Source organism: Mesorhizobium wenxiniae (assembly GCF_002284535.1).
GTDB lineage: Bacteria > Pseudomonadota > Alphaproteobacteria > Rhizobiales > Rhizobiaceae > Mesorhizobium > Mesorhizobium wenxiniae.
On record NZ_NPKH01000033.1, the window covers coordinates 109,439 to 133,893 of the forward strand.

Annotated in this window: 24 protein-coding genes; 9 read left to right on the forward strand and 15 right to left on the reverse strand. The window is 62.7% G+C overall.

The window, feature by feature from the left end; genetic code table 11:
* Window positions 1-210: 210 nt before the first annotated feature.
* Window positions 211-1,788, forward strand: a complete 1,578-nt coding sequence (locus CIT31_RS25785) for a sugar ABC transporter ATP-binding protein (protein ID WP_095520908.1) — start codon at window positions 211-213, stop codon at window positions 1,786-1,788.
* On the forward strand, window positions 1,785-2,801 hold the full coding sequence (locus CIT31_RS25790) for an ABC transporter permease (protein WP_095520909.1): 1,017 nt from the start codon (window positions 1,785-1,787) through the stop codon (window positions 2,799-2,801). The genes CIT31_RS25785 and CIT31_RS25790 overlap by 4 nt, the downstream gene beginning before the upstream one ends.
* 66 nt (window positions 2,802-2,867) lie before the next feature.
* Here CIT31_RS25790 and CIT31_RS36150 read toward each other — a convergent pair whose 3' ends face one another.
* The 4 genes from CIT31_RS36150 to CIT31_RS25810 all read right to left on the reverse strand — a co-directional run bounded on the left by CIT31_RS36150 (window position 2,868) and on the right by CIT31_RS25810 (window position 5,799).
* Window positions 2,868-3,500 (reverse strand): DUF982 domain-containing protein, encoded by a 633-nt coding sequence (locus CIT31_RS36150; protein WP_425350654.1) that lies wholly within the window; start codon window positions 3,498-3,500, stop codon window positions 2,868-2,870.
* A complete protein-coding gene (locus tag CIT31_RS25800; protein ID WP_095520910.1) occupies window positions 3,497-3,712 on the reverse strand; it encodes a hypothetical protein in 216 nt (71 codons plus the stop codon). The genes CIT31_RS36150 and CIT31_RS25800 overlap by 4 nt, the downstream gene beginning before the upstream one ends.
* An 83-nt stretch (window positions 3,713-3,795) precedes the next feature.
* Complete coding sequence (gene groL / locus CIT31_RS25805) at window positions 3,796-5,427, reverse strand: chaperonin GroEL (RefSeq protein ID WP_095520911.1); 1,632 nt, start codon at window positions 5,425-5,427, stop codon at window positions 3,796-3,798.
* A 57-nt stretch (window positions 5,428-5,484) separates the two neighbouring features.
* Window positions 5,485-5,799 carry a co-chaperone GroES gene (locus CIT31_RS25810; RefSeq protein ID WP_065009117.1) on the reverse strand — a complete coding sequence of 105 codons (315 nt, stop codon included), beginning with the start codon at window positions 5,797-5,799 and terminating at the stop codon, window positions 5,485-5,487.
* Window positions 5,800-6,162: 363 nt separating this feature from the next.
* On the opposite strand from CIT31_RS25810, the gene CIT31_RS25815 reads away from it, so the two are divergent.
* Entirely contained in the window at window positions 6,163-6,450 is a 288-nt protein-coding gene (locus CIT31_RS25815; RefSeq protein WP_095520912.1) for an usg protein, read from the forward strand.
* 97 nt (window positions 6,451-6,547) lie between these two features.
* Here CIT31_RS25815 and CIT31_RS25820 read toward each other — a convergent pair whose 3' ends face one another.
* Both CIT31_RS25820 and CIT31_RS25825 read right to left on the reverse strand, forming a co-directional pair.
* A complete protein-coding gene (locus tag CIT31_RS25820) occupies window positions 6,548-6,805 on the reverse strand; it encodes a DUF982 domain-containing protein (protein ID WP_095521004.1) in 258 nt (85 codons plus the stop codon).
* Between the two features lie 175 nt (window positions 6,806-6,980).
* Window positions 6,981-7,199, reverse strand: coding sequence for a hypothetical protein (locus tag CIT31_RS25825; RefSeq protein ID WP_023799042.1), 219 nt, complete (start codon window positions 7,197-7,199; stop codon window positions 6,981-6,983).
* A gap of 231 nt (window positions 7,200-7,430) precedes the next feature.
* Here CIT31_RS25825 and CIT31_RS25830 point away from each other — a divergent pair, with 231 nt between their 5' ends.
* Both CIT31_RS25830 and CIT31_RS25835 read left to right on the forward strand, forming a co-directional pair.
* Entirely contained in the window at window positions 7,431-7,895 is a 465-nt protein-coding gene (locus CIT31_RS25830) for an Hsp20 family protein (protein WP_095520913.1), read from the forward strand.
* A 55-nt stretch (window positions 7,896-7,950) separates the two neighbouring features.
* Window positions 7,951-8,487, forward strand: a complete 537-nt coding sequence (locus CIT31_RS25835; RefSeq protein ID WP_029351261.1) for an Hsp20/alpha crystallin family protein — start codon at window positions 7,951-7,953, stop codon at window positions 8,485-8,487.
* Between the two features lie 69 nt (window positions 8,488-8,556).
* On the opposite strand, the gene CIT31_RS25840 is transcribed toward CIT31_RS25835, so the two are convergent.
* The 8 genes from CIT31_RS25840 to CIT31_RS25880 form a co-directional block, all read right to left on the reverse strand.
* Window positions 8,557-8,859: a periplasmic heavy metal sensor gene (locus CIT31_RS25840; RefSeq protein WP_342586956.1), complete on the reverse strand. Its 303-nt coding sequence runs from the start codon at window positions 8,857-8,859 to the stop codon at window positions 8,557-8,559.
* A gap of 624 nt (window positions 8,860-9,483) precedes the next feature.
* Complete coding sequence (locus CIT31_RS25850) at window positions 9,484-9,819, reverse strand: hypothetical protein (RefSeq protein ID WP_245316464.1); 336 nt, start codon at window positions 9,817-9,819, stop codon at window positions 9,484-9,486.
* A 478-nt stretch (window positions 9,820-10,297) separates the two neighbouring features.
* On the reverse strand, window positions 10,298-11,221 hold the full coding sequence (locus CIT31_RS25855; protein ID WP_095520916.1) for a ribokinase: 924 nt from the start codon (window positions 11,219-11,221) through the stop codon (window positions 10,298-10,300).
* On the reverse strand, window positions 11,218-12,093 hold the full coding sequence (locus CIT31_RS25860) for a MurR/RpiR family transcriptional regulator (protein ID WP_095520917.1): 876 nt from the start codon (window positions 12,091-12,093) through the stop codon (window positions 11,218-11,220). The genes CIT31_RS25855 and CIT31_RS25860 overlap by 4 nt, the downstream gene beginning before the upstream one ends.
* Complete coding sequence (locus CIT31_RS25865; RefSeq protein WP_095520918.1) at window positions 12,090-13,067, reverse strand: ABC transporter permease; 978 nt, start codon at window positions 13,065-13,067, stop codon at window positions 12,090-12,092. The genes CIT31_RS25860 and CIT31_RS25865 overlap by 4 nt, the downstream gene beginning before the upstream one ends.
* Window positions 13,064-14,608: a sugar ABC transporter ATP-binding protein gene (locus CIT31_RS25870; RefSeq protein ID WP_425350655.1), complete on the reverse strand. Its 1,545-nt coding sequence runs from the start codon at window positions 14,606-14,608 to the stop codon at window positions 13,064-13,066. Before CIT31_RS25870 ends, CIT31_RS25865 begins: the two co-directional genes overlap by 4 nt.
* Window positions 14,609-14,668: 60 nt before the next feature.
* Complete coding sequence (locus CIT31_RS25875) at window positions 14,669-15,727, reverse strand: sugar ABC transporter substrate-binding protein (protein ID WP_095520919.1); 1,059 nt, start codon at window positions 15,725-15,727, stop codon at window positions 14,669-14,671.
* 32 nt (window positions 15,728-15,759) lie between these two features.
* The gene (locus tag CIT31_RS25880; RefSeq protein ID WP_095521006.1) at window positions 15,760-16,749 is read right to left on the reverse strand and encodes a TIM barrel protein; all 990 of its coding nucleotides are present in this window, start codon (window positions 16,747-16,749) and stop codon (window positions 15,760-15,762) included.
* A 205-nt stretch (window positions 16,750-16,954) separates the two neighbouring features.
* Here CIT31_RS25880 and CIT31_RS25885 point away from each other — a divergent pair, with 205 nt between their 5' ends.
* The 3 genes from CIT31_RS25885 (at window position 16,955) to CIT31_RS25895 (ending at window position 20,681) form a co-directional block, all read left to right on the forward strand.
* Entirely contained in the window at window positions 16,955-18,088 is a 1,134-nt protein-coding gene (locus CIT31_RS25885; RefSeq protein ID WP_095520920.1) for a nucleotidyltransferase family protein, read from the forward strand.
* 91 nt (window positions 18,089-18,179) lie between these two features.
* Complete coding sequence (locus tag CIT31_RS35355) at window positions 18,180-19,772, forward strand: bifunctional AfsR/SARP family transcriptional regulator/alpha/beta hydrolase (RefSeq protein ID WP_245316465.1); 1,593 nt, start codon at window positions 18,180-18,182, stop codon at window positions 19,770-19,772.
* 72 nt (window positions 19,773-19,844) lie between these two features.
* Window positions 19,845-20,681, forward strand: a complete 837-nt coding sequence (locus tag CIT31_RS25895; protein WP_095521008.1) for an alpha/beta fold hydrolase — start codon at window positions 19,845-19,847, stop codon at window positions 20,679-20,681.
* A gap of 380 nt (window positions 20,682-21,061) precedes the next feature.
* Here the strand turns inward: CIT31_RS25895 and CIT31_RS25900 are convergent, their stop codons facing one another.
* The gene (locus CIT31_RS25900; RefSeq protein ID WP_095520921.1) at window positions 21,062-23,299 is read right to left on the reverse strand and encodes an adenylate/guanylate cyclase domain-containing protein; all 2,238 of its coding nucleotides are present in this window, start codon (window positions 23,297-23,299) and stop codon (window positions 21,062-21,064) included.
* Window positions 23,300-23,838: 539 nt separating this feature from the next.
* On the opposite strand from CIT31_RS25900, the gene CIT31_RS25905 reads away from it, so the two are divergent.
* Complete coding sequence (locus tag CIT31_RS25905; protein WP_095520922.1) at window positions 23,839-24,441, forward strand: CDP-alcohol phosphatidyltransferase family protein; 603 nt, start codon at window positions 23,839-23,841, stop codon at window positions 24,439-24,441.
* Window positions 24,442-24,455: the final 14 nt, after the last annotated feature.

Consider the following 24,455-nt stretch of genomic DNA (forward strand, 5'->3'; position numbering starts at 1 on the left):
ATCTCCCCCACTTGGGGGGAGATTGGCAGCTTCAACACCGGCTCTCCCTCTGCAACGTTGGTTATTGGCGAAACCAGTGATGAAGGCGCAATTTCCCCCTTGTGGGGGAGATGCCAAGTGGTGGCAAAGAGGGCAGGACAGAGGGGGCGCTGTCCCGCCAACCTTGTGTAACAATCGGAACGATCGATCTCATCTTTCAGGGAGGATTTTTTGTCTCCAGCCGAAGCCGCAGCGCCGTCGCCATCGCCCGCCCTCCTCGCCGTCGAGGGCGTGACCAAGCGCTTTGCCGGCGTCACCGCGCTCAGCGACGTCTCGCTCGAGGTTCGGCCCGGCGAAATCCTCGGCCTGCTCGGCGAGAACGGCGCCGGCAAGTCGACGCTGCTCAAAATCCTGTCCGGCGTGATGCCGCCTTCTAGCGGCCGCATCGTCTTCGACGGCGTCGAATTCAATCCGCACAATCCGCAGGATGCCAAGCGCCTCGGCATCGTCACCATCTACCAGGAACTGAGCCTGATCCCGACGCTCACCGTGGCGGAGAACATCTTCATCGGCCGCGCGCCGCTCGGGCCGCTCGGCCTGGTCAGCTGGCGGAAGATGGAGGAGGACTCCGGCGCGATCATCGCCCGCGTCGGCCTGAATATCGATCCGGCGACACCGGTGTCGGCACTGTCGGTGGCCGAGCAGCAGCTGGTCGAGATCGCCCGCGCGCTGTCGCTGAAGAGCCGCCTCATCATCATGGACGAGCCGACCTCGGCGCTGACCGAAACCGAAGTGCAGAAGCTGATGTCGATCATGGGCCGGCTGCGCAAGGACGGCGTCGCCATCATGTTCGTCACCCACCGGCTGGAAGAGGCCTCTGCCATCTGCGACCGCATGACGGTGCTGCGCGACGGCAGGCTGGCCGGCCATCTCGACCGCGACGGCGGGCCGATCAAACTGCCGAAAATCATCGAGAAGATGGTCGGCCGCGCTGCATCCGAGCTTTACGCCAGACCGACGCTGCGCGACGTCGCCGGCGACGTCAGGCTCTCCGTGCGCGGCCTGCGCACAGTGCGCGATCCGCAGGCGCCGCACGCCATCGTGCTCGAAGGCGTCGACCTCGATCTCAAGGCAGGCGAGATTCTCGGGGTCGCCGGCCTCGTCGGCTCCGGCCGCACTGAGCTCGCCCGTGCCATCTTCGGCGCCGACCGCATCGCCGCCGGCACCATCACGCTCGACGGCAAGCCGATCGCACCTGAAACACCCGCCGACGCCATCGCGCTCGGCATTGGCCTGGTGCCGGAAGACCGCAAGCATCAGGCGATCTTCGCCACCCTCGGCATCCTGACCAATTTTTCTATCGCCGCGCTCGGCCGCTACTCCAACACGGCCGGCTTCATGGCCGAGAGGCGCGAACGCGAGGCGCTGGCAAGCTACAGAAAGACGCTGTCGATCCGCATGGCCTCGCCCGAGCAGCCCATAGAGGGGCTGTCCGGCGGCAATCAGCAGAAGGTCATCCTCGCCCGCTGGCTGGCGCGCGACCCCAAGGTGCTGATCGTGGATGAACCAACGCGAGGCGTCGATGTCGGCGCCAAGGCCGAGGTGCACCAGATCCTGGTGCAGCTCGCCGCGCGCGGCATCGCCATCATGATGATTTCGTCCGAATTGCCCGAGGTGCTTGCCGTGTCGGACAGGATCGTCACCATGCGGCGCGGACGCATCACCGGCGAGATGCCCGGCATCGAGGCGACAGAGGAAAAACTGATGGAACTGATGGCGCTCGACCAAACGCAGGAAGCGACGCAATGACCAGCACGACCGAACCGAGCCAGCGCGGCGGCATCAATGTCGCGCGGCTGCTGATGAGCTTTGGCCCGCTGATGTTCCTGGCGCTGCTGATCGTCGTTTTTACCGTCCTGAAGCCGAGCTTCATCGACCCCATCAACATCTTCAACATCATGCGGCAGATCTCGATCACCGGCCTGATCGCGCTCGGCATGACCTTCGTCATCCTCACCGCCGGCATCGACCTGTCGGTCGGTTCGCTGCTGGCCTTTTGCGGCATGGTCGCGGCGGTGGTGGCCAAGGGCGGCACCGCCAACACGCTGTCGCTGTCGACGTCCGGCACGCAAGGCTATGGCTGGTTCGCAGCCCTCCTGGCTGCCGTCGTCGTCGGCGCCATGGCCGGCGGCGTCCAGGGCTTTGCCATCACCAGGCTGAAGGTGCCGCCTTTCGTCGTCACGCTCGGCGGTCTCACCGTCTTTCGCGGCCTGACGCTGACGATCTCCAATGGCGGCCCGATCTCCGGCTTCGATGCCTCGATGCGCTGGTTCGGCACCGGCCTGATCGGCCCGGTCCCTGTGCCGGCGATCATCTTCGCCGCGGCGGCGATCCTCTGCCACATCGTCTTGCGCTACACGCGCTACGGCCGCGCCGTCTACGCCGTCGGCGGCAATGCCGAAGCGGCACGGCTGTCCGGCCTGCGCGTCGACCGCATTTTGATCTCGGTCTATGTCATCGTCGGCTTCTTCGCCGGCCTTGCCGCCTTCGTGCTGTCGGCGAGGCTCAATTCCTCGGAAGCCGTCGCCGGCATCGGCTACGAGCTGACGGTGATCTCGGCGGTCGTCATCGGCGGCACCTCGCTATTCGGCGGCATTGGCTCGGTCGGCGGCACGGTGGTGGGTGCAGCACTGATCGGCGTGCTGCAGAACGGGCTGCAGTTCAACAACGTCTCGTCCTACACGCAAAGCATCGTCATCGGCCTGATCCTGATCCTCGCCGTGGCCTTCGACCGCTGGCTGAAATCGCGGGTAAGGCGGTGAGGATTGAGGATCCGGCTCAAAGCAATCTTACCTTCCCCCCTGTTGTGGGAGAAGGAAAAGGTGCGTTCACGCTGGTGCGTTCACACGCTGCGAACGCGTCCAATCGGTGACTGTTCCGCCCGCAACCGTAGAGCTCGTCTGCGGCGCGAGAAGATCGTTGCGGCGGGCGAACGCCACGAAGGTTGCCCGCGCCGTCTCGGCGTCGATCTCTCCCTCCATCGCGGCCCGGCAGGCTTTGGCGGCGATGTCATGCGCGGCCGTCCGGCTCGCCGACGGCCAGTCGGACAGCAGCGCATAGGCCTCAGCCGCGCTTTCTATCTTGGTCGGGTTACCGAGGCCGGTGAGGATGGTGACCGGCTTTGCGAAAGAAGAACGATCCATGACACTCTCCTTTGGAAGCTCAACTAGCTCCTTTCGGGACTCAACTGTCCGGCCGCTGCGATCCTCAAGAACGGCCTGCGCGATGACAGCGCCGATCTGCGAATGCAACGCGGCCGGCTGCGGCGGCATGCTCGGCCGTGGCAGCAGCTGGTGCACCTTGGCGAGCGTCTCCAGCCAGGCCATTACGACAAGGGGCGGATGTTCACGCCCGTAGAGCCAGTGCTTTGCCTTAGCGACCGGATAGCCCGCCTCTTCGGCGAAATCGGTTTCCGACCACCTCAGCAGGCGCAGGCACTCACGCATCCGCGCCGCAATCATTTGCGCTCCTCCTTGTCGGCCCCCAATCGCTGGGCCGACAGGAACATCAGCGTGTAGGCCGCCTTGCGACGATCCCAGCCGGCCGACTCGACCGCGTCCAACAATCCGTCGACTAGCGGCGCCAGCGCTGTTTTGCACTCCGTTTCATAGTTGAAATCGGTCCTGGAAAGAGTCGGCGCAGCGATCTTTCCAAAACTGTTCATCATGTCCATGGCAACACCTGCTTATGATCCGGGCAAGGCCGTGCCCGACTTCGCGTCGGCGGGCACGGCCGTTTGTCCTTAGAAGCCTGGCGTCAGAAGTCCATGCCGCCGCCGCCGGGCATCGCCGGAGCGGCCGCTTCCTTCTTCGGCTTCTCGGCCACCATCGCCTCGGTGGTCACCAGCAGGCCGGCAACAGAGGCGGCACCCTGCAGCGCGGTGCGCACGACCTTGGCCGGATCGATGACGCCCTGTCCGTACAGGTCGCCGAACTCGTCGGTCTGCGCGTTCCAGCCATAGCCGAAGTCGGTTGTCTCGCGCAGCTTGCCGACGATGATCGAACCCTCCGCACCGGCGTTCTCGGCGATCTGGCGCACCGGCGCTTCGATGGCGCGACGCACGATATCGACACCGGTCTTCTGGTCGGGATTGTCAACGGCGACGTTATCGAGCGCCTTCGCCGCCCTGAGCAGCGCCACGCCGCCGCCGGGCAGGATACCCTCCTCGACCGCCGCGCGTGTGGCGTGCATGGCGTCGTCGACGCGATCCTTGCGCTCCTTGACCTCGATCTCGGTGGAGCCGCCGACGCGGATGACGGCGACACCGCCGGCGAGCTTGGCCAGCCGCTCCTGCAGCTTCTCGCGGTCGTAGTCGGAGGTGGTTTCCTCGATTTGCGCCTTGATCTGGTTGATGCGCGCCTGGATTTCATCCTTGCGGCCCGCACCGTCGACGATGGTGGTATTCTCCTTCTCGATCAGCACCTTCTTGGCGCGGCCGAGCATCTCCAATGTGACGTTCTCAAGCTTGATGCCGAGGTCTTCCGAGATCGCCGTGCCGCCGGTCAGGATGGCAATGTCTTCCAGCATAGCCTTGCGGCGGTCACCAAAGCCCGGCGCCTTGACGGCTGCAACCTTCAGGCCGCCGCGCAGCTTGTTGACGACCAGCGTCGCCAGCGCCTCCCCTTCGACGTCCTCGGCGATGATCAGCAGCGGCTTGCCGGATTGCACGGCGGCTTCGAGTACGGGAAGCATGGCCTGCAGATTGGACAGCTTCTTCTCGTGGATCAGCACATACGGTTCTTCGAGCTCGACGCGCATCTTGTCCTGGTTGGTGATGAAATAGGGGCTGAGATAGCCGCGGTCGAACTGCATGCCTTCGACCACTTCCAACTCAGTTTCGGCGGTCTTGGCTTCCTCGACGGTGATGACGCCCTCATTGCCGACCTTTTCCATCGCCTCGGCGAGGAAGCGGCCGATCTCGGCATCGCCGTTGGCCGAGATGGCGCCGACCTGGGCGATTTCGTCGTTCCTGGTCACCTTGCGGGCATTGGACTTGAGGTCGGCGACGATGGCGTCGACCGCCTTGTCGATGCCGCGCTTCAGGTCCATCGGGTTCATGCCGGCGGCGACCGCCTTGGCCCCTTCCCTGACGATGGCCTGAGCAAGAATTGTCGCGGTCGTGGTGCCATCGCCGGCGGTGTCGCTGGTCTTCGAGGCGACCTCGCGGACCATCTGCGCGCCCATGTTCTCGAACTTGTCCTCAAGCTCGATTTCCTTGGCGACGGTCACGCCGTCCTTGGTGATGCGGGGAGCGCCGAACGACTTGTCGAAGACGACGTTGCGGCCCTTAGGACCGAGCGTCACCTTCACCGCATTGGCGAGGATATCGACCCCGCGCAGCATCTTTTCGCGGGCTTCGGTATGGAATTTCACTTCCTTGGCAGCCATTGGATAACTCCTTCAAACAGGCAGCTTTTCGTTGACTGGTTGCTCGTCCAGGCCCGCTCAGGCGGCCTTCTGCATCTTGTCGGTGGCTTCGATTACGCCCAACACGTCGCTTTCTTTCATGATGAGCAGGTCCTCGCCATTGAGCTTGATCTCAGTGCCCGACCATTTGCCGAACAGGATACGGTCGCCGACCTTGACGTCGAGCGGCTGCAACTGCCCGCTATCGTCGCGCGCGCCGGGACCGGCGGCGATGACCTCGCCTTCCTGCGGCTTCTCCTTGGCAGTGTCGGGAATGATGATGCCGCCCGCGGTCTTCTCGTCGACCTCGATGCGGCGGACCAGGATACGGTCATGCAATGGACGGAACGCCATGTCGTTCTCCTCATAGGACAAACAGATTTTCTTGGACCTCCCTTCGCAGCCGACCGGTACACCGGCCGATGCGACGGTGCGCGACTCCTGTTCGGCAGCGCGCATATCGAGTTAGTCTGCCGATCCAGGCATTCAAGAGGATGCCGAAAAAATTTTAGCACTCGCCGTGGTCGAGTGCCAACGCGCTGTAATAATAACGCTATTCCAGGACTTGAAACGACGAACGCAGCTTGAAATCGCGGCGCCACCTTCCGACTTCGTCGTCGATCCCGGCACCGCCTGCCGGCGGCCGGAACCGATGAGGAAGCGGAGGCGTTTTTCCATGCGCGGGATGGACGCCTGAACGTTCGAAAAGGAGATGGCATGGTCAGCAATGAATTCCAGGTCAGCAACGCGTTCCGGCTCCAGATACAGGGTTTTGGCCTGACGACGGCCGAGATCCATTATCGTCTTCCCGATTATCGGAACCTGCTGCAGCTCTTCATCTGGCAGGAATACGACATCGCCCCGGATTTCCCGACGCTGAAGCATTTCCTCGAATATTGGGAGCGTGAGATCGAAGGCCCGCTGCATTCCGTGCGCGTCGCCCATCATCGTCTTATCCAGCCCTCTGAATGGCGGGCGGTGGGTGGCGTCATTACGCTCCAGTGACACAGGCAGAGGCGGCGCTTTTCATGAAGGTGCCCGCCTCTGCCGCATAGCGCGTCCGCGCCGACGCTCAGGTGGATTCGTTCAGGTGGATTGATGCTCAGGTGGATTTACGTCCCGTGACAAGCAGTCCGGCCGTGCGAGCCGCCTTGACGAACGCCGTGCGAGCCTCGCGGGCGGTGCGCCAGCCGTCGAGCGCGTCGCGGCAGGCGCGATAGGCTGCGCGCCAGCTCCGGCCCCGTGCCCGGACCGGCCACTGCTGCATGCATTCGATGGCTTCCCAGCTGCTGGCGACCTTGCGCTCTCCGATGGATTGGAGCTTCAGCGTGATCGGCTCGGAAAATGGGACATCGTTCATCACTTCCTCCTTCTTTCTGTTGTCTGTTTTTTTTGAGCAAGTAACATCCTCGAATAAGCAGGAGGGCGACCCGAATCGGCGCCGGCAAACGAGATGGTTCGTCTGCCTGCGCGCTTCAAGACCGTCTCAAACTCTGCCTGTCCCAAACCCTGCCCCTGTCCCGGCGCAACGGCGGTTATATGTCGTCGTCCGGCGGTTCGAGAAGCCCGATCAGCGTCGCCACCCTTGCCGACGGCAGGGGGCGGCCCTCGTTGACCAGCGCCTCATCGGCGCCAACCCAGGCAAAGGCCTCGCGCAACTCTTCGATCGTCGCGCCGGTCGAGGCGATGTCGGCGATAACGGCGTCGTCCACCGGGCCCAGCACCGAAATGATGTCGTCGCGTGTCATGGTCATGATATCCTCCATGCGGCGTGCCGGCGCGACCCTCAAATGACGGTTGAAACCGGCATACCTGCTACAATCTGGCAACAAAAATCTGGCAGCGGGACAGAATCTGGGTCTTGATTTCGGCCTGACAATAACCAAATCGGAATTGCCGGTTGCCGAATGGGACCGACAGAATCCAGGGAGCGCCAAGCTCTTTGGCGTCCCTCGTACCTATGTTGCTCCATGGAGGATGTAGCTATGAGAACCGCATTCGACTTTTCCCCGCTCTATCGGTCGAGCATCGGTTTCGACCGCGTCTTCAACCTACTGGAAAACGCGCCTCAGGCAGTCGACAGCTGGCCGCCTTATGACATCGAGCGAAGCGACGAGAACACCTATCGCGTGAAGATCGCCGTCGCCGGCTTCTCCGAAGACGATCTCGACATCAGCCACGAGCCCAACCTTCTCATCGTCTCGGGCGAGCGCAAGGAACTGGGCACAGTGGAATATCTGCATCGCGGCCTTCCGGTGCGGCCGTTCACACGGCGCTTTGAGCTTGCCGATCACATGACGGTCACCGGCGCCTCGCTCAACAACGGCCTGCTGACGATCGACCTTGTGCGCGAAGTGCCCGAGGAGATGAAGCCGCGTCGCATTGCAATCGCCAAGCAAGGCGGTGCGCCGAAGGCCGGGCAGGTCGAGAAGCCGAAGCAGGCCGCTTGAGCGAAGGCGATCTCTGACGTCGCCTTTGGCACAACCAGTCGAAAGGAGAACATCAATGGCTATTCGTGATCTCATTCCGTGGGGCCGGGAGAACAGTCCGGTTCCCAGCTTCTATCGTGACGATGACCGGGACCCGTTCATGGCGTTGCATCGCGAGATGAACCGCATGATCGACGACGCGTTCCGCGGTTTCGAAACGCGCATGCCGTCGCTCAGCGGATTTTCGTCGGCGCGCGCCAGCTGGCCGAGTGTTGAAATCTCAGACAGCGAGAAGGAGATCCGCGTGACCGCCGAAATCCCCGGCATGGATGAGAAGGACGTCGAGGTGCTGCTCGATGACGGCGTGCTGACGCTGCGCGGCGAGAAGCGCTCCGAGACCGAGGACAAGGACAGGCACTTCTCCGAGCGGTTCTACGGCCGCTTCGAGCGCCGCATCCCGCTCGGCTACGAGGTCGAGGAGGACAAGGTGAACGCCGCCTTCCACAACGGCGTGCTCAGCGTGACGCTGCCCAAGACCCAGCGCGCGCAGACGAAGGCCAAGCGCATCGCCATCAGTGGCAGCAAAGTCGGTTCTGGCGGAAGCAAGCACTGACGACATCGGCAGCCGGACGCGCGAGCGCTCGGCTGCGCCGGACACCTTAGAACGACAGCCTTACCAGCATCAACTTCCTGCAGCGGGCTTTGCCTTGACGTTCTCCAGCGCGGTCAACAGATAGTCCTGCATCGTCGCCTGAAGGTTTGTCGTGGCGGTGCGCACCGCTGCCATCGCGTCCTTCATCGCCGCTTCGTCGAAGGGCGAAGCCTGCTGCGCCGCCGCCGGATTGGCCCGCGCCATGCGCAGCTCGCGCAATCCCGCCAAGGTGCGCGGACGATTTGCGAGGCGGATGCTGCGAAATTCCTTCCTCACCTCGGGCAAAAACCGTGTTGCTGTCCGGGCCGGTGAAACTGCGGGCCGAGCGGCCACGGAAGCGACCGAGACGCAGGAAGCCCCCTATGCGCGCCGGCGAAAAATTCACACCGGCAGCCGGTTTCAGCGTCTTATCTAGTCAAGCAAACTCACTATTTGCAGGATTAGGACCAGCAACACAAAGCCAAGGACACACGCAAAGACCGCGACCAAAAGGAGGGTGCGTTGCTGTCTGCCCACGGCTTTCTCCCTGAAAGCGCACCCATCCACCAATACGAACGTTGTCTCAAAAGTTTGCTTGAGGCCCGGCGGAGAGGGAGCAAACATGACTCAGGCAAAAGAATCTCTGACAAGGTGTTCCTTTACGAGGGCGGTTACATCATTCATCCGGACGATGCATGGATATTAGAAAGTTCTAATAATTACTCCCGAGCGGCGGAACCTCCGGGTTCCTGCTGCGGATCGGGCTGCAACCCGATCGGGCCCGCGCTCTCCGCCAGAGGCGCGGGCTTCATTTGTTCAGCCGATGCGCCAGGCGGCGCGGAGGCCGCATATTGAATATCTACGGGAGCATTAGTAGCAGAAGTCGCTACCGTGGCGTTCCTGGCATCCAGGCAACGGAGCCCGTCATCCGAAAGGGTGGCGGGCTTTCGTTTCGATTATCGAACTGCTGAAGCACGTCTACAGAACAGGGCCTAACTCCATTACCACGAAAGCGGTGACACCCAGCACGACGAGTGCATAGGCCGCATAGAGAACAAGCAGCAAATCTTCAAGGTCGCGGAAAGAGGTTCTGGTAACCCTGATCTGTTGAGGCTCTGTTTTCTCGATAAGGTCGGCTTGGGGTGGCTCTGCTGTCGCGACGACATAGACAATCCGGTCGTGCTCGGCTGCCTGCAATATCCGTTCCGCGATATCGAGAGCGATCACTGGATCATCGGTCAGCTGATCTCCAGCTATTCGGTATTCAGTAACGGTCTGGACCTCGCGTTTCCCCATGCACGATAATAGCGTCATTTAAATTAGGTTCCACTAAAGTGCACCCGTTTGCGGCCGGCCCGGTCGTCGTGTGACCGGGCGTGAGCAATCCTGGGCCGCAATACCCTGCCCCGCGTCCTCCAATTAAACGGCGCGGGCCTTTCTATCGCCTATCACGCGCGCCATTGCCGGCAAGTCGCGATGCTAAAGCCGCATGTAGACCCCGAACCGGGAGCCATTCCGCGCGTGGGCAACGCATCTGGCACGTGCCGCTGGATGACGACGAACGGCTTTCGATACCTTCTTGCTGGTGATGCACCCAACTAACCTTGTTGCCGTAAGTGGCTCGCCAGTCCGATGCTAACAAAGCATCATCCCCAATGAGCCCCGCCCGACTATGCCGAGCTGCCATCCTGAGGGCGTCGTTGCACCGCCGGCCCTCGCCAGCAGTGCTGGTCGCCCTATAGCTGAGATGGGCGCGCCCCCTTCTCAGCGCCCCCTTCTCAGCGCCCCCTTCTCAGGGCCTTGTCTCAGCGCCTTGTCTCAGATCGCCTCGCGCTTCCGTTTCCGGCGTGGCTACCAGCAAGGCCGCGGCGGCGTTGGCGGCGGCGATGGCGACCTCGACCTGATGCCCGCGGGCAAGGCCTGCCGCGAACGCGCCGACGAACTCGTCGCCGGCGCCATGGGTGCTGACGACCTTCACCGGGATTGCCGCCAGCGCGAACGCCTGACCGTCGCGGTCGCAATAGGCAACGCCCTCCCCGCCGGCCGTGACGATCGCGGCCGGGTAGAAATCGACCAGCATGCGTGCCGCCTCGGCAGCGCCCTTGAGCGTGTCGACGACCGGAATGCCGGCCAGAAATTCCGCCTCGATGGCGTTGACGATAACGATATCGGTGAGTGCGATCAGTTCGCCGGTCAGCTTTCGCGCGGGCGCGGCGTTGAGCACGATCCGACCACCGTGTCTCCTCACCGCCCGCGCTGCGGCAATGTTGGCGGCTTGAGGCACCTCGTTCTGCAGCAGCAGTACCGACGTGTGCGCAACCATCTCGGTCGCGGCGGCGATGTCCTTCTCGCCCAAGGTGAGATTGCTGCCTGAGACGATCACGGCGCCATAGTCGCCGCCGTCGTCGAAGATCGCCACGCTCATGCCGGAGCCGGCGCCAGGCGCGACCCGCACGAAGCGGCTGTCGACGCCTTTGCATTCGAGATTGCCGAGAAGCACGCGGCCGAAATCGTCATCGCCAACGGCGCCGATCATCGCCGAGCGCACGCCGGCCCGCGCGGCCGACACCGCCTGATTGCCGCCCTTGCCGCCACATTTCGGCTGCCAGGCATGGCCGGTCACAGTTTCGCCTTTGCGCGGGCGGTCGGGGGCTTCGACCATGATGTCGTAATGCAGGCTGCCGAACACGGTGACCAGGGGCGGGGAAGCCGTCATGTGCCCCTGTCCCGGCGTTTCGACGTCACTGCCGACATGGTACGGCCGAGATTGCGCTCCGCCGCCTGGTAGTCGCGCTGCGCCACCGCGACGAACAGCGCGTCGAGAATGTTGAGTTGGGCAATGCGTGCCGCCGCGTTCTCGCCCATCAATGGCGAACCCTGCGCGGTCGAGCACAGCACGATGTCGGCGACGGCGGCCAGCGGCGAGTTGGCGTAGTTAGTGATCGCCAGCGTCCGCGCCCCGCTCTTGCGGGCGAGGTGGATGGCGTCGATGACGGCGCTGGTGTTGCCGGAATGCGAGAAGCCGACGGCGATGTCGTCGGCGCCAAGCAGCGATGCCGACATCAGCATCATGTGCGAATCGTCGTAGACTGATGCGCGGATGCCGATGCGCAGGAATTTGTGCGAGACATCGCGTGCGATCTGCGCCGAGCCGCCGACGCCATAGAAATCACGGTTCTTGGCGCGGTAGAGAAGATCGGCGGCGCGGTCGAAATCGTCCATGTCCAGGATGGCCAGCGTTTCCTCCAACGCCTGGATGGAGGTGCGGAATACCTTCTGTACGATCTCGGCCGAACTGTCGTCGACCGACAGCTCCTGGTGCATTTCGGCGGTCGGCAGGCGGCTGTACTCATAGACCGCGGTGCGGAAGTCGCGATAGCCGGAAAAACCCAGCTTCTTGGCGATCTTGACGACCATCGCCTCCGACACGCCGGCCTCCTCGGCGATCTGCTTGAGCGGAATGCTCTCGTCGAAGCCGCGTCGCCCGAACACGGTTTCCACCACTTTGGCCTCAAGCGGCGTCAGATGCGGCATCATCATGCGAATCCGCGGTCCTACTGCTTTCAGATCCAGGCTGGTCAAGGTCATCCACGTCCCCTCGTCACGCGATCGATGAGCATCGCGGCGAGGATTATAAGGCCAGTTGCCAGGAGCTGATAGAAGGACTGGACATTCATCAGCGTCAGGCCGTTGCGCATGGTACCGAGGATGACGGCGCCCAGAATGGTGCCGACCACGCTGCCCTTGCCGCCCATCAGCGAGGCGCCGCCGATGGCCGCCGCGGCAATCGCATCGAGCTCCCAGAGATTGCCGAGAATGGGCTCAGCAGCACCCAGCCGGCCAATCAGGATCTGCGCGGCAAGGGCCGCCAGCAGGCCCGAGATCATGTAGGCGGCGATTTTGGTGCGGGCGATCGGCACGCCGGCTATATAGGCGGCCTCCTCGTTGCCGCCGACGGCGAGCAGATATTCGCCGAACGGCGTCTTCTTGAGGATGACCCAGGCGATCAGCGCGACCACGGCAACGATGATGACCGCCAATGGCAATCCGAACAGAGATCCGTTGAAGATGGCGCGGAAGCCGGCAGGCAGGCCGAGCACCGGGTTGCCGCCGGTATAGATCAGCGCCAGCGCCCGGTAGGTGCTGAGCGTTCCCAGCGTGACGATGAAAGGTTGCAGCCCGACATAGGCGACCAGCACGCCGTTGAGCAGCCCGCAGACGAGGCCGATGGCGAAGCCGGCGGCGATGGCCAGCGGAAACGGCACGCCGGCAACCAGCATAGACGCCGAGATGACGGCCGAAAGAGCCGCCGTCGGTCCGACCGACAAATCGATGCCGCCCGAGATAATCACCAGCGTCATGCCCAACGCCAGGCAGGCGTTGATGCTCGACTGCTGCAGGATGTTGATCAGATTGCGCTCGGCAAAGAAGCCCGGCACCAGCGCACCGAAGACGGCGAGGATCACCACCAGGCCGATCAGCGTGCCGGCGTCGCGCACGGAAAACCGGTGCAGGAAATCCGCCCGTGGCCGGGCTGCTGTATGTTCCGTTACATCAGTCATCCGCTGGTCCTGTCTGTTACGCCGACGTGGCGCGCCGTGCCGGCCCTCGCTTCCGATTGGGGTATGGCATGCGCCGCGATCGCCTGTTCGCTGAGATCAGCCCGGCCGAGTTCGGCGGCAACCGTGCCGTCGCGCATGACCAGCACGCGGTCGGCGAGCCGGATCACCTCGGGAAGCTCGGACGACACGACGACGACCGAATGGCCTTCGGCGGCGAGCTCCTCGATCAAATGATAGATCTCCGCCTTGACACCGACATCGATGCCGCGCGTCGGCTCGTCGAACAAAAGGATGCGCGTTCCCGCCGCCAGCCAGCGGCCTATGATCGCCTTCTGCTGGTTGCCGCCGCTGAACAGCCGGATCGGCCGGTCGAGCAGGAACGGCCTCAAATTGACCCGCTTCATCTTCTCGGCCGCGACCCGTTTCAGCCTGGTGTGATCGATGACGCCGCGCGGCGCGAACACGCCCATCGACGCCAGCGCCATATTGCTGGAGATCGACCGCAACGGCACGATGCCTTCGCGCTTGCGCTCCTCTGGCACCAGGCCGATGCCGGCGGCGATGGCGTCGCGCGGATTGGAAAGTTTGATCGCCCTGCCGTCGATCTCGACCGTGCCTGACGAGGCGCGGTCGGCGCCGGCCAGCAGCCGCAGCAGTTCGGTGCGGCCCGAGCCGACCAGGCCGGCAATGCCCAGCACCTCGCCGCGATGCAGGTCGAACGAGACGTCATGGACCTTGGTTGCCGAGGCGAGGCCACGCACGCTCAGCCTGACCTCGCTGGATGCGTGCGAGCGGTGCTGTTCCTGGGCAAGCTCGCGGCCGACCATCATCGAAACGACGGCCTTTTCCGACACCCGCGCGAGATTGACCGAATCGACCACGACGCCGTCGCGCATGATGGTGGCGCGGTGGCAGATGCCGAACACCTCGTCCAGCTTGTGCGAGACATAGACGACCGCGACACCGTCGCGGGCCAGGCCGGCAATCACTTCGGCCAGCCGTTCGAACTCGCTCGGCGTCAGGCTCGATGTTGGCTCGTCCATCGCCACGATGCGCGCACGATCGAGCAGCGCCCGGGCGATCTCGACGATCTGCCGCTGCGCGACCTTCAGGCTGCCGAGTGGAGCTGCCGGATCGATCGTCGGGTCTATGGCGGCGAGGGCTTCCGCGGCGCGGCGTTCCTGCTCGCGCCGTGCGACGAAGATGCCGCCGCGCGTCAGCGGATGGCCGAGGAACATGTTCTGGGCGACGCTGAGGTGCGGCACCTGCTGCAATTCCTGATGGATCATGGCGACGCCCGCTGCGCGCGCCGCGACCGGGTTGTTCAGCGCTACCGGTCTGCCGTCGATCAGCACGCGTCCGGCTGTCGGCCTGTAGACCCCCGACAGGATGCGCAGCAGCGTCGATTTGCCGGCGCCGTTCTCACCGAGCAGGCCATGGATTTCGCCGCCGCCGACCGAAAAAGACACATCGCCCAGCGCCCGCACGGCCGGAAACATCTTGGAAATGCCCTCGAATTGCAGCCGGGGGATCACGGACATTGGTTCTATTCTCCAGGCAAAGGGCGCCAGCCGAAGGGCCGGCACCCGTAGTCCTACCCCTTAATTGCCCGCTGCCGCGTCCTCGAGCAGCGCCTTGCGCACGGCGTCGCCGGCGCCGGAATAACGGTCGGCATTGTCCCTGGTGATCAGCGCCTGCGGCGTGGCGACGACACGCGGCAGCTTCTGCCCGGCCACCAGTCGCAGCGCCGATTCCAGCGCCACCTCGCCGGTCAGCACCGGGAAACTATCGACGGTGCCGGTCAGCTCCCCGGCGCGGATCGAGGCATAGGCGTCGGAGATGCCGTCGGTGCCGAAGACGGCGACTTTGTCCTGCAGCCCGGCGGCCTTGACTGCCTCAACGATGCCCAGCGCCATGCCGTCGTTGTTGGCATAGAAGCCGATCAGGTCGGGGTGCTGTTGCAGGATGTTGGTGGCCGCGTCGTAGGAGGTCTGGCGATCCCAGTTGCCGGGGACGCTGGCGACGACCTCGAACTTGCCGGCTTCGGTGATCGTGGTCTTGAAGCCGTCGGTGCGCTGGACGGCGGCATAGACGCCGGCCTGGCCTTCGACGATGGCGACCTTGCCGCCATCCGGCCGGTTCTTGATGAACCATCTGGCGACGCGCACGCCATTGTCGCGCTGGACATTGCCGACATAGTGCTCGGCCTGCGGGATGACCGCGTCATTGACGTTGACCACCGGCACGTTGGCGGCCTTGGCCTGTTCCATGATCGGCTGCAGGTTGGAGTCGGTCTGCGGCGAGACGAGCAGCACGTTGTAGCCTTGCGTGACCAGGCCTTCGGCGATTGTGAGTTGGCCGAGCTGGTCGCCCTCGCTCTGCGCCGCCTGGTAGACGACGGGAACAGCGACACGGTCGCCGAACGACTTGTAGCCCTCACCCAGCGAGCGCCAGTATTCGTTGGTCAGCGTCTTGGAGACGGCGCCGGCCCTGGTGCCGTCGGGCAGCTTGGGGAACGCACCGAACTTGGCCTCGAGCTGCGACCAGTCGATCCGATCCTTCTCGGTGTCGGAATTGAGCGGCGCAAGGTCCGCGGAAAAAGCCGAGCCGATGGACAGCGCCATCAGGGCAGCGGCAGCGGTGGCAAGCAGAAATTTCATGGTCTTCCTCCCTTGTTGAAAACGGCGCCGGCTCAGCTGTCCGGTCCGAGCATGGCTTCCTGGATGATGGCCTGCGATGCGACCGCGTCCTGACGCTCGACGGCGGTGGACAGGCGGTTGTCCTTTTCCAGCCGATCGACGACGCGCAGCATGCGCTTGACGGTCGCGATGTTGACTTCGCATTCGTGGACCGGATCGAGCCCGGTCATGTCGGGAAACGTGTCGAAGTAGATGGCGCCGGCGTAGCCGTCGCGGCGGATCTGCCTGAGCAGCTCGATCGTCTGCAGCGTATGCACCGCGCCGACCATCAGGCCGTCGTCGCGCTTGGCGTAGCCGTCGTTGAGATGGACGCCGAGCAGCTTGCTGTGGCGCGCGACGAGTGCTGCGGCAAAGGCCGGCTGCTCGTCGGCATAGAGCACATGGGCGAAATCAAGCGTCACGCCGAGATTGGGCAGGGCGATCTCGCGGATGGCCAGCAATGTCGTCGCCGCGTCGGGCATCAGGCTGTAGGAGCGCGGCTCGTTGGGCTTGTATTCCAGGCTGATCTGGCAATCGGGGTCGTGCGCTGCAACTTCACGAATCCCATCAATCTCGTGTTGCCAGAGCGCGGCGTAATCGGCCTGGAAGGCATAATCGAAGCCGTCCTGCCCGAGCCACAGCGTCATCAAATTGGTGCCGGCCTCACGAGCGGCATCGATGCCAGCCTTGGTCAGGTCGATGGCTTCGCGGCGAACCGCGGGATCAGGATTGGTGAAGGCGCCGAGCTTGAAGGCCGGATTGGAGTAGTAGCGCATGGCAAAACCATTGACGGAAAGGCCGATGTCGCCGAGCTTTCGCGCCATTCCCGCGGGTTTTTCATCGACATGATCGGGAAAGTTGAGGTCGAGGTCGGTCAGCCCCGCAACCTTCGCCGCACGCGCCGCCATCTGCAGCATGGACGGCTTGCCGATAAGATCCGGCCATTCGGCCTGTGGCCGCGAGGCAAAGGAATTGAGGCGTGTGGCGAAACGATTGGCTGTCATGGATGATCCTTTGGTGGACATAACTTCACGTATTTTAATTTACTTGTAAAGTAGAGAGCGCTGTTAATTCAATCGTGGGAGCCGGGGGGCCCGGGAAGTGCCTTGAGCGCAGTTGTTACCGCTTTCGCGAAAGCGGTAACAATTTATGATGACGGTGCGATGAAATTGTGTTATTACCCTTTTCGCGAAAACGGTAACAACTCATATGCAGCAGATTCCCCACACATACCAGACGCTCTATTCCGAGCTGGCGCAGCGGTCGCTGGATGCCTCGTTTTCGACGGAATTCAACGTCGGCGGCCGCTTTGTCACAGCCGAGGTGAAAGGCCGCCGTTACTGGTATCTCGACCTGCCGAACCCTGACGGCGGCAAAACACGCACATATGTCGGCCCCGTCGACGATCCCGAAATCACCAGGAGGGTCGAAAACTTCAAGGACCTGAAAGCCGACATCAAAGAGCGGCGAAAGCTGGTTTCGACCCTCATTCGCGAGGCCTACCTGCCACGGCCGGAAAGGAAGACCGGCGACATTGTCCAGGCGCTCGCCGAAGCCGGTTTCTTCAGGCTTCGTGGCGTCCTGGTCGGTACCGTCGCCTATCAATGCTATCCAGCCATCCTTGGCGTTCGCCTGCCCAGTACGTCGATGGTCACGGGAGATGCCGATTTTGCACAGTTTCATTCGATCTCGACGGCCGTCGATGACAGGATGCCACCCGTGCTCGATACGTTGAGGAAAGTCGACCCGACTTTCCGGGAGATTCCGCACCAGGCTGACGGCCGCTTCACCACGCAATATTCTTCCCGCTCCGGATACAAGGTCGAATTCCTGACTCCGAACACCGGTTCGGCCGACTACGAGGGTCGTCCAACAACCATGCCCGCGCTTGGTGGCGCGTCGGCGCAGCCCCTGCGGTTTCTCGATTTCCTGATATATGAGCCGATCCGGGCCGTTCTCCTTCACGGTGCCGGCGTGCCGGTGAACGTGCCGTCGCCCGAACGGTACGCCATCCACAAACTCATCGTCGCCAGTCGCCGTCGGACGGACAGCGACGGCACCGCCAAGAGCCGCAAGGACAGGATGCAGGCTGCAACCATCATGGAAGCCATGATTGAACAACGGCAGTCGGAAGATCTGGCCGATGCTTTCATGGAGGCTTACGACCGCGGCCCGGCCTGGAAGGATGCCATACGCAAAGGTCTATCCCAGGTTGACGACGACGCGCGCGAAACCGTCCTGCCGACGCTGGCCCGCGCTATCCGAAAACTGGAAAGAGACCCTTCGGAATTCGACCTTGAAGAACGCGGCGGCCGCGCCGAAACGATAGGGCCTCGCGAATAGTAAGGTTCCGGGCAGTAGGCGCCGACCATCAAGTAAATTTACACAGAGCAGTATCGCGGGTAAAATTGCTTGCAAGCGATCGGCGTCCCAAATGAAGGGCCCACTGAAGATCAAGGTGCTCGGCGAATTGGTGGTCCTGCGGGGCGCCCGGGAGATCGCGCTGCCACCGTCGAAGAAAACGCGCGCTCTGCTCGCCTACCTAGTGGTGGCGAACCGGCGTCAGCGGCGCGATCATTTGTGCCGAATGTTCTGGGAGGTGCCTGACGATCCAAGAGCTTCGCTGAGATGGAGTCTCTCGAAGCTAAGGCACATCATCAACCAGAACGGTGACGAGGGCTGCCTGAAGGCCGATCGAGAGAGCGTGCTTTTCGACACCGCCAAGCTTGATGTCGATTTGCTGCAAGTCGCCCACATGACGGCGAACGAGGTACGCTTTCTCGACACCTCACGCCTGGAAACCCTGGCTGCCATGTTCCGGGGGCAGTTCCTCGAAGATCTGGAACTGCCGCGCTGCCCGGTGTTCGAGGCTTGGCGCACATTCCACGGCGACGCACTGGATCGCACCAGATCGATGATCCTGCAGGCGCTTGTCGAGCGGCTGCGCTGCGAACCTGAGCGGGCCCTTTCCTATGCCGAAACGCTACAGTCTCTGGACCGGGCCAACAAGCAGGTTTCGCTGGAGATACGATCACTCGAGGCTTCGGCTCGAGAGCGCGCAACGCAACTGCGACCGGTCAGCGAGCAAGCCGGGCAACAAGCATCAGGTGAAGCCGTCCGTTCCGCTCCGGGTGGCGGCCAAAATGAGCACCGGCGTTCCCAGGAGATACATTATTGCAGCAGCCCCGATGGCGTCCGGATCGCCTACGCGGTTTCGGGCGACGGCCCGCCGCTGCTTCGCGCGGCGCACTGGATGTCGCATCTGCAATACGAATGGGAAAGCCCGGTGTGGCGACACTGGATCGATCAGCTTTCGAGCAGGAATACGCTGATCCGCTACGATGAGCGCGGCAACGGCCTCTCCGACTGGAACGTCGGCGACTTCTCCTTCAACGCCATGGTCACTGATCTGGAAAGCGTTGCCGACGCAAGCGGCCTGGACCGTTTCCCGCTGCTCGGTGTCTCGCAAAGTTGTGCGGTATCGATCGCCTATGTCCTCCGGCACCGCGAGCGCGTGTCGCGCCTCATTCTCTACGGCGGCTATGCAAGGGGCCGGCGAAAGCGCGGCGACGCCCACCAGCTCGATACCCATGAAGCAATGACCACCCTGATCCGTGAAGGATGGGGCAAGGACAATGCCGCGTTCCGCCAGCTGTTCACCGAGGCATTCATTCCGGGTGCCAGCCGCGAGCAGATGGCTTGGTTCAACGATCTCCAGAGGCAGACCACATCGCCGCTCAACGCCAGCCTGCTTCACTCCACTTTCGGCGACATAGACGTTTCGGCGATGCTGGGAGAGGTGAGCGTTCCAACGCTGGTGCTGCATGCCAGGAACGATGCCGTGGTTCCATTCGACGAAGGCAAGGTGCTCGCGGCCGGCATACCGGGGGCGCGCTTCGTCGACCTCAACAGCGCAAATCATATCCTCCTCGGCGACGAGCCTGCCTTCGCCGATTTCCTGCGTGAAGTCAGATCCTTCATGGCCGGACCCCCGGCAAATTTCAACGCTTCGGCCGCTCTTTTCTAACGCCTGCAACAACACTCCTTCCAACGCAGACCGGTGATCATCGGCGCCCTGGTCAGCAAATGGAGGATCGAGATGAAGATTCATTCTGTGATCGGCGGCGGCGGCGTGAAGCTGCATGTGTGCGAATGGGGCAAAGCTGATACACCAGCCATCCTCTTCATTCACGGGTGGTCGCAGAACCACCTTTGCTGGCGCAAACAGTACGAGAGTGAGCTTGCGGACGCGTTTCGCCTCGTCGCCTTCGATCTTCGCGGCCATGGCATGTCGGAAGCGCCCGAGGCACAGCAGCAGTACACGGAGCCCAAGCCATGGGCGGACGATATTGCGGCCATCGTCGGCCAGCTCGGCCTGAACCGGCCCGTTCTCGTGGGGTGGTCTTATGCGGGCTTCATCATCTGTGACTATGTTCGCGCGTACGGCCAGGATGCGATTGCCGGGATCAACTTCGTCGGTGCGGCTGTAACGCTTGACAGGGCCACGTTCGGCGTTTTGATCGGCCCCGGCTTTCTCGATCACGTGCCGGGCGCGACCGCAGGCGACGACTTCCCCTCCAACGTCCAGGCCATTCGCGACTTCGTGCAGGGCTGCACCGCGCGACCGCTACCGAGAGACGAATACGAGGTGGCCCTGTGCTGGAACATCGTTGTGGCCCCAAGAGTCCGGTCTGCGCTTGTCACGCGCGCGATCAACTCCGACGACGTTCTGACCATGTTAAAGAGACCTGTGCTTATGACTCAGGGCCGCAGCGATACGGTGGTCCTCCCGGCAATGGGCGATCACATCCTCAAGACATGTCCGACGAGCGCCGCTTCCTGGTACCGCGAGACCGGACACGCACCCTTCATCGAGGACTCCTCTCGTTTCAACCGCGAACTCGCCGACTTCGTGCGCAAAGCGACGACATCATAGCTGACGATAGCGGACATTTCGCGCCAAGGCTTCTCAATCGGACCAGACCGTCATGTCTGCTATTGGCGGCGCATTTCGATGCGGGCGAATTGTTACTAATCTCGGACACCAGGCGCGTTATCCGAGGATAAGATATCAGTCGTCACGCTGGTTGCAAGTTAGGGCTCGCCCCTCAAATGGCTGCATTGCTATTGACTACGCGCCAGCTAGAGATAGCAATCTTATGCGATTTGGCTACGAGCCGGGTCAGTGGACGGCCTCCGAATTTCTCGTTCCAGGAACGTGCAGTTAGCGCCAGGAGCGGTCGTTTGCAGTTATGGCGAACAAGGTCGCATCTATATCCCGCAAGCAGGATTTCGGCCTTGCGGCATTTTGGGAGCTCAATTGACGACTGAAAACTCGAACTGTTCCCAGCGGTAAACGGCCTTGTATTCGTCGTCGCGCCCCGGCGTCCTGAACACATTGCGATAAATTGCTCCGCAGCTTGTCAGCTCTCCGGGAAAGGCATCGCACAAGAAATTGCCTTGCACCCAGGAGGTTCCTGTTCGGGTCCTCAGGCCAATGGTTTCGCTGATGGCGCCGTCGACGGAGGTCGTGCGCTGTATCGGCAGGAACTTGTCAAATGCCAATTTTCCGCGCGTTTCGTGGCCGAACATGAGAGACCTTATTTCCGCGCCTGTGAGCCGGTCCTTCGGATTCATGCCTGCCCTTGCCAATGCCGGCAGATCGGGCACGCCTGCCTTGGTCAGGCCGGCCAAAAGGCGTTCGATATCGGCCGTATTCTTGAAAACCATGAAGTCCTGGGTGATCAGTTGGTTTGGTTCCCATAGTAGCCTTTGCGTAACAACCTTCCTAAACCTTTCCAAGGCAGCCGCGGTCTGGTCGCTGCGCCCAAGATGCCCATAGGCAGAAACAAGAACTTGCAGGGCATAGAATTTCGCCCGTGGGTCGGGCGATTCAAGATCCATCTTCTCGATGGAGTGAACCGCGTCCTCGAATTTCCCTTGGCCGAACTCGGCTAGTCCGGCCTGGTAGTGCCGGTAGTCCATCCACGAGATCGGGTCGACGCGCGCGGCCGCCTCGAGACAGCTCAGCGCTTCCTTCGGCCTGCCGTTGAAATTCAGGGCATTGGCCAGCGAGAGATAATTCCAGGTATCGCTAGGATCGAGCGCCACCGACTTCAGCAGAACGGTGACTGCTTCGTCCGAGTTGTGTTCGCGGACCATCAACTCGGCGACTAGCTGATAGTAGCCGGGCGATGGATGTCGGGCGGCGAGCTTCAGGGTTTCGTGGACTTTGTCATAGGCCTCGGCTCGCGTAAGCCCCATCACCACGGCCCGGGCGATGTCCGCGTCCCAATAAGCCCAGGCGAGTTGGGCATGAGCCGCGCCGAAATCGGGGTCGAGTTGCACCGCGTGCTGGAAATGCTTCACAGCCTGCGCAAACTCCTCGGGGGTGTTGATACGGTTATAGATGTCCATCCCTTTGAGATAGACATCATAGGCCTCGGCACTGTTTGTGCCTCCCGAGCGGGCGGCCGGCGCGACGCTCACCAGGCGGAGTTGGAGCGCGCCTGCGATGCTGCCGACGACCTTGTCCTGCAGCGCGAACACGTCCGCCCACCGGCCGTCGAAGCGCTCCGCCCAAAGATGTCCGGACGTCGAGCTGTCGATCAGATGCGCATTGATGCGCATGTCGTCGCCGACGCGGCGAATCGAGCCTTTCAGCAGGTACCTGACGCCCAATGCCGCCGCAATCTCCTCCGGCTTCGGGTCCTTGTCCTTGTAGGCGAAGGCCGCGCTGTGGGAGACGACGAAAAGACCCGGCACGCGCGCCAGTTCGGTCGTCAGGTCCTCTGTGAAGCCGTTGGCGAGATATTCTTGTTCCTTGTCATCGCTGAGATTGTCGAAGGGCAGGACGACTAGCGAGGACCGGGTGTCGGCAGCCTCGCTGCCTGCCGGAACAGCAGGCTGTGCAGGCCTCTCCCACAGCTGCCACCATGCTGCAGCAAGGCCGAGAGCCAGGAAGAGAACACCCGCCGCGACCGGAAAACGCCAGGCGCGTGGCTGGCGGCGAGCATGGAGGGTCTTGCCCGCTGCCGCGGAATCAAGCAACACGCGATACGCCTGAACTGGTTCGGCGATGTTTTTGACCCTCTGTTCGCCCATTGGCTCAAAGGCGAACGCCAGCTTCCTATCGACCTCCTTGGCCACTTTTCCCGAGATGCAGATGCCGCCCGGTTCCGCCAACTGCTGAAGTCTGGCCGCGATGTTGACCCCATCGCCATACCGGTCGTCGCCGTCGACGATCACCTCGCCGAGGTTGATGCCGATCCGCACCAGGATCTGTTCCACTGCGGGAAGCGAGACGTTGCGCTCGGACAGGCCCCGCTGCAACGACACTGAACATTCGACGGCATCGACGACACTGCCGAATTCGGCCAGCATCCCATCTCCCATAAGCTTGAAGATATGGCCGTGGTGGCGGGCAATTTCGGGCTCGAACAGTTCCTTGCGTCCGGCACTTAGTCGCTCAAACGTACCGGCCTCGTCGCGCTCCATCAGAGTCGAATAGCCCACTACATCTGCGGCTAGAATCGCGGCAAGCTTGCGGTCCATTGGTGGCCTAGCCCCGGCGGATCATAGTATTGGTTGTTCCGATAAGAAACCTGGCCTCACCAGTACTCAGCAAATCCCTACCTTCCGCGCGTTCATTGATGGCTGATGCGGCGACGGTTGACCAATGTCGTATTCTACCACATTCGAGACATTAGAGCTTGCCTGCCGGAATGGCTCGTTTGGGTCACGTCGAGACCTCAAGCAGACGCGCCAAGCTGCCTTGGCGCCGGCCAAACCAGCCGATTTGCACGCCAGAGTACGCCGTAGCTCTCCACTACTGTGAATCATCATTACACCCGGCTCCAACCGGGCTTGAGATAGTGCCGTCGATTGAAAGGAAGACGAGAGCCGTAAGAGCAGCCAACATCGAACGGAGACCAAGTGGGCGCGGAAGTTAATCTATGCTGCCGGCTCCGTTACTCCCACTAGAATGTCGAGCCCGCCGTCAGCAGCTTGGTCGCGCTCGCCGCCCTTGCGTCTTGCGCGCCAATTGACCATCCTTGCAGACGTTAGTTGCACCGCGGCCGGGGGGTTCGCACATGCCGACGCTTTATGCGCTCAAACCGGCCTTCCAGGCGAAGCTGCGGCCGCTCGCCGACCGGCTGGCCGGGGCCGGCGTCACCGCCAACCAGATCACGCTACTGGCTGCCGCCCTGTCGGTCGCCACCGGCATTCTGGTCGCGGCCCTTGCCGGCCATCGCGCGATCTTCATCCTGATGCCGGCGGTGCTGTTTGCGCGCATGGCGCTCAACGCCATCGACGGCATGCTCGCGCGGGAACATGGTCAGGCCTCGAAGCCTGGCATGTACCTCAACGAACTCTGCGACGTCGTCTCAGACCTCGCGCTGATCCTGGCCTTTGCCGCTCTCTTCCCCGCCTGGGGCGTCGTCGCCTTTGCCATCACGGCAGTGCTTGTGGAATTCGCCGGTGTGCTCGGCATCGCGGCGGGCACGGGGCGCAATTATGCCGGGCCGTTCGGCAAGAGCGATCGGGCGCTGGCGCTCGGCATCGTCGCCTTCCTCATCGCCTGCGGCCTATGGGTGGAAGCGATCACGCCGTTTGTGTTTCCGGCAATGGCTACACTCTCGCTGGTGACCGCCATCAACCGGATACGCAGCGGCCTTAACGGGAGCGGTGGCTGAAATTCCGGTCGCAT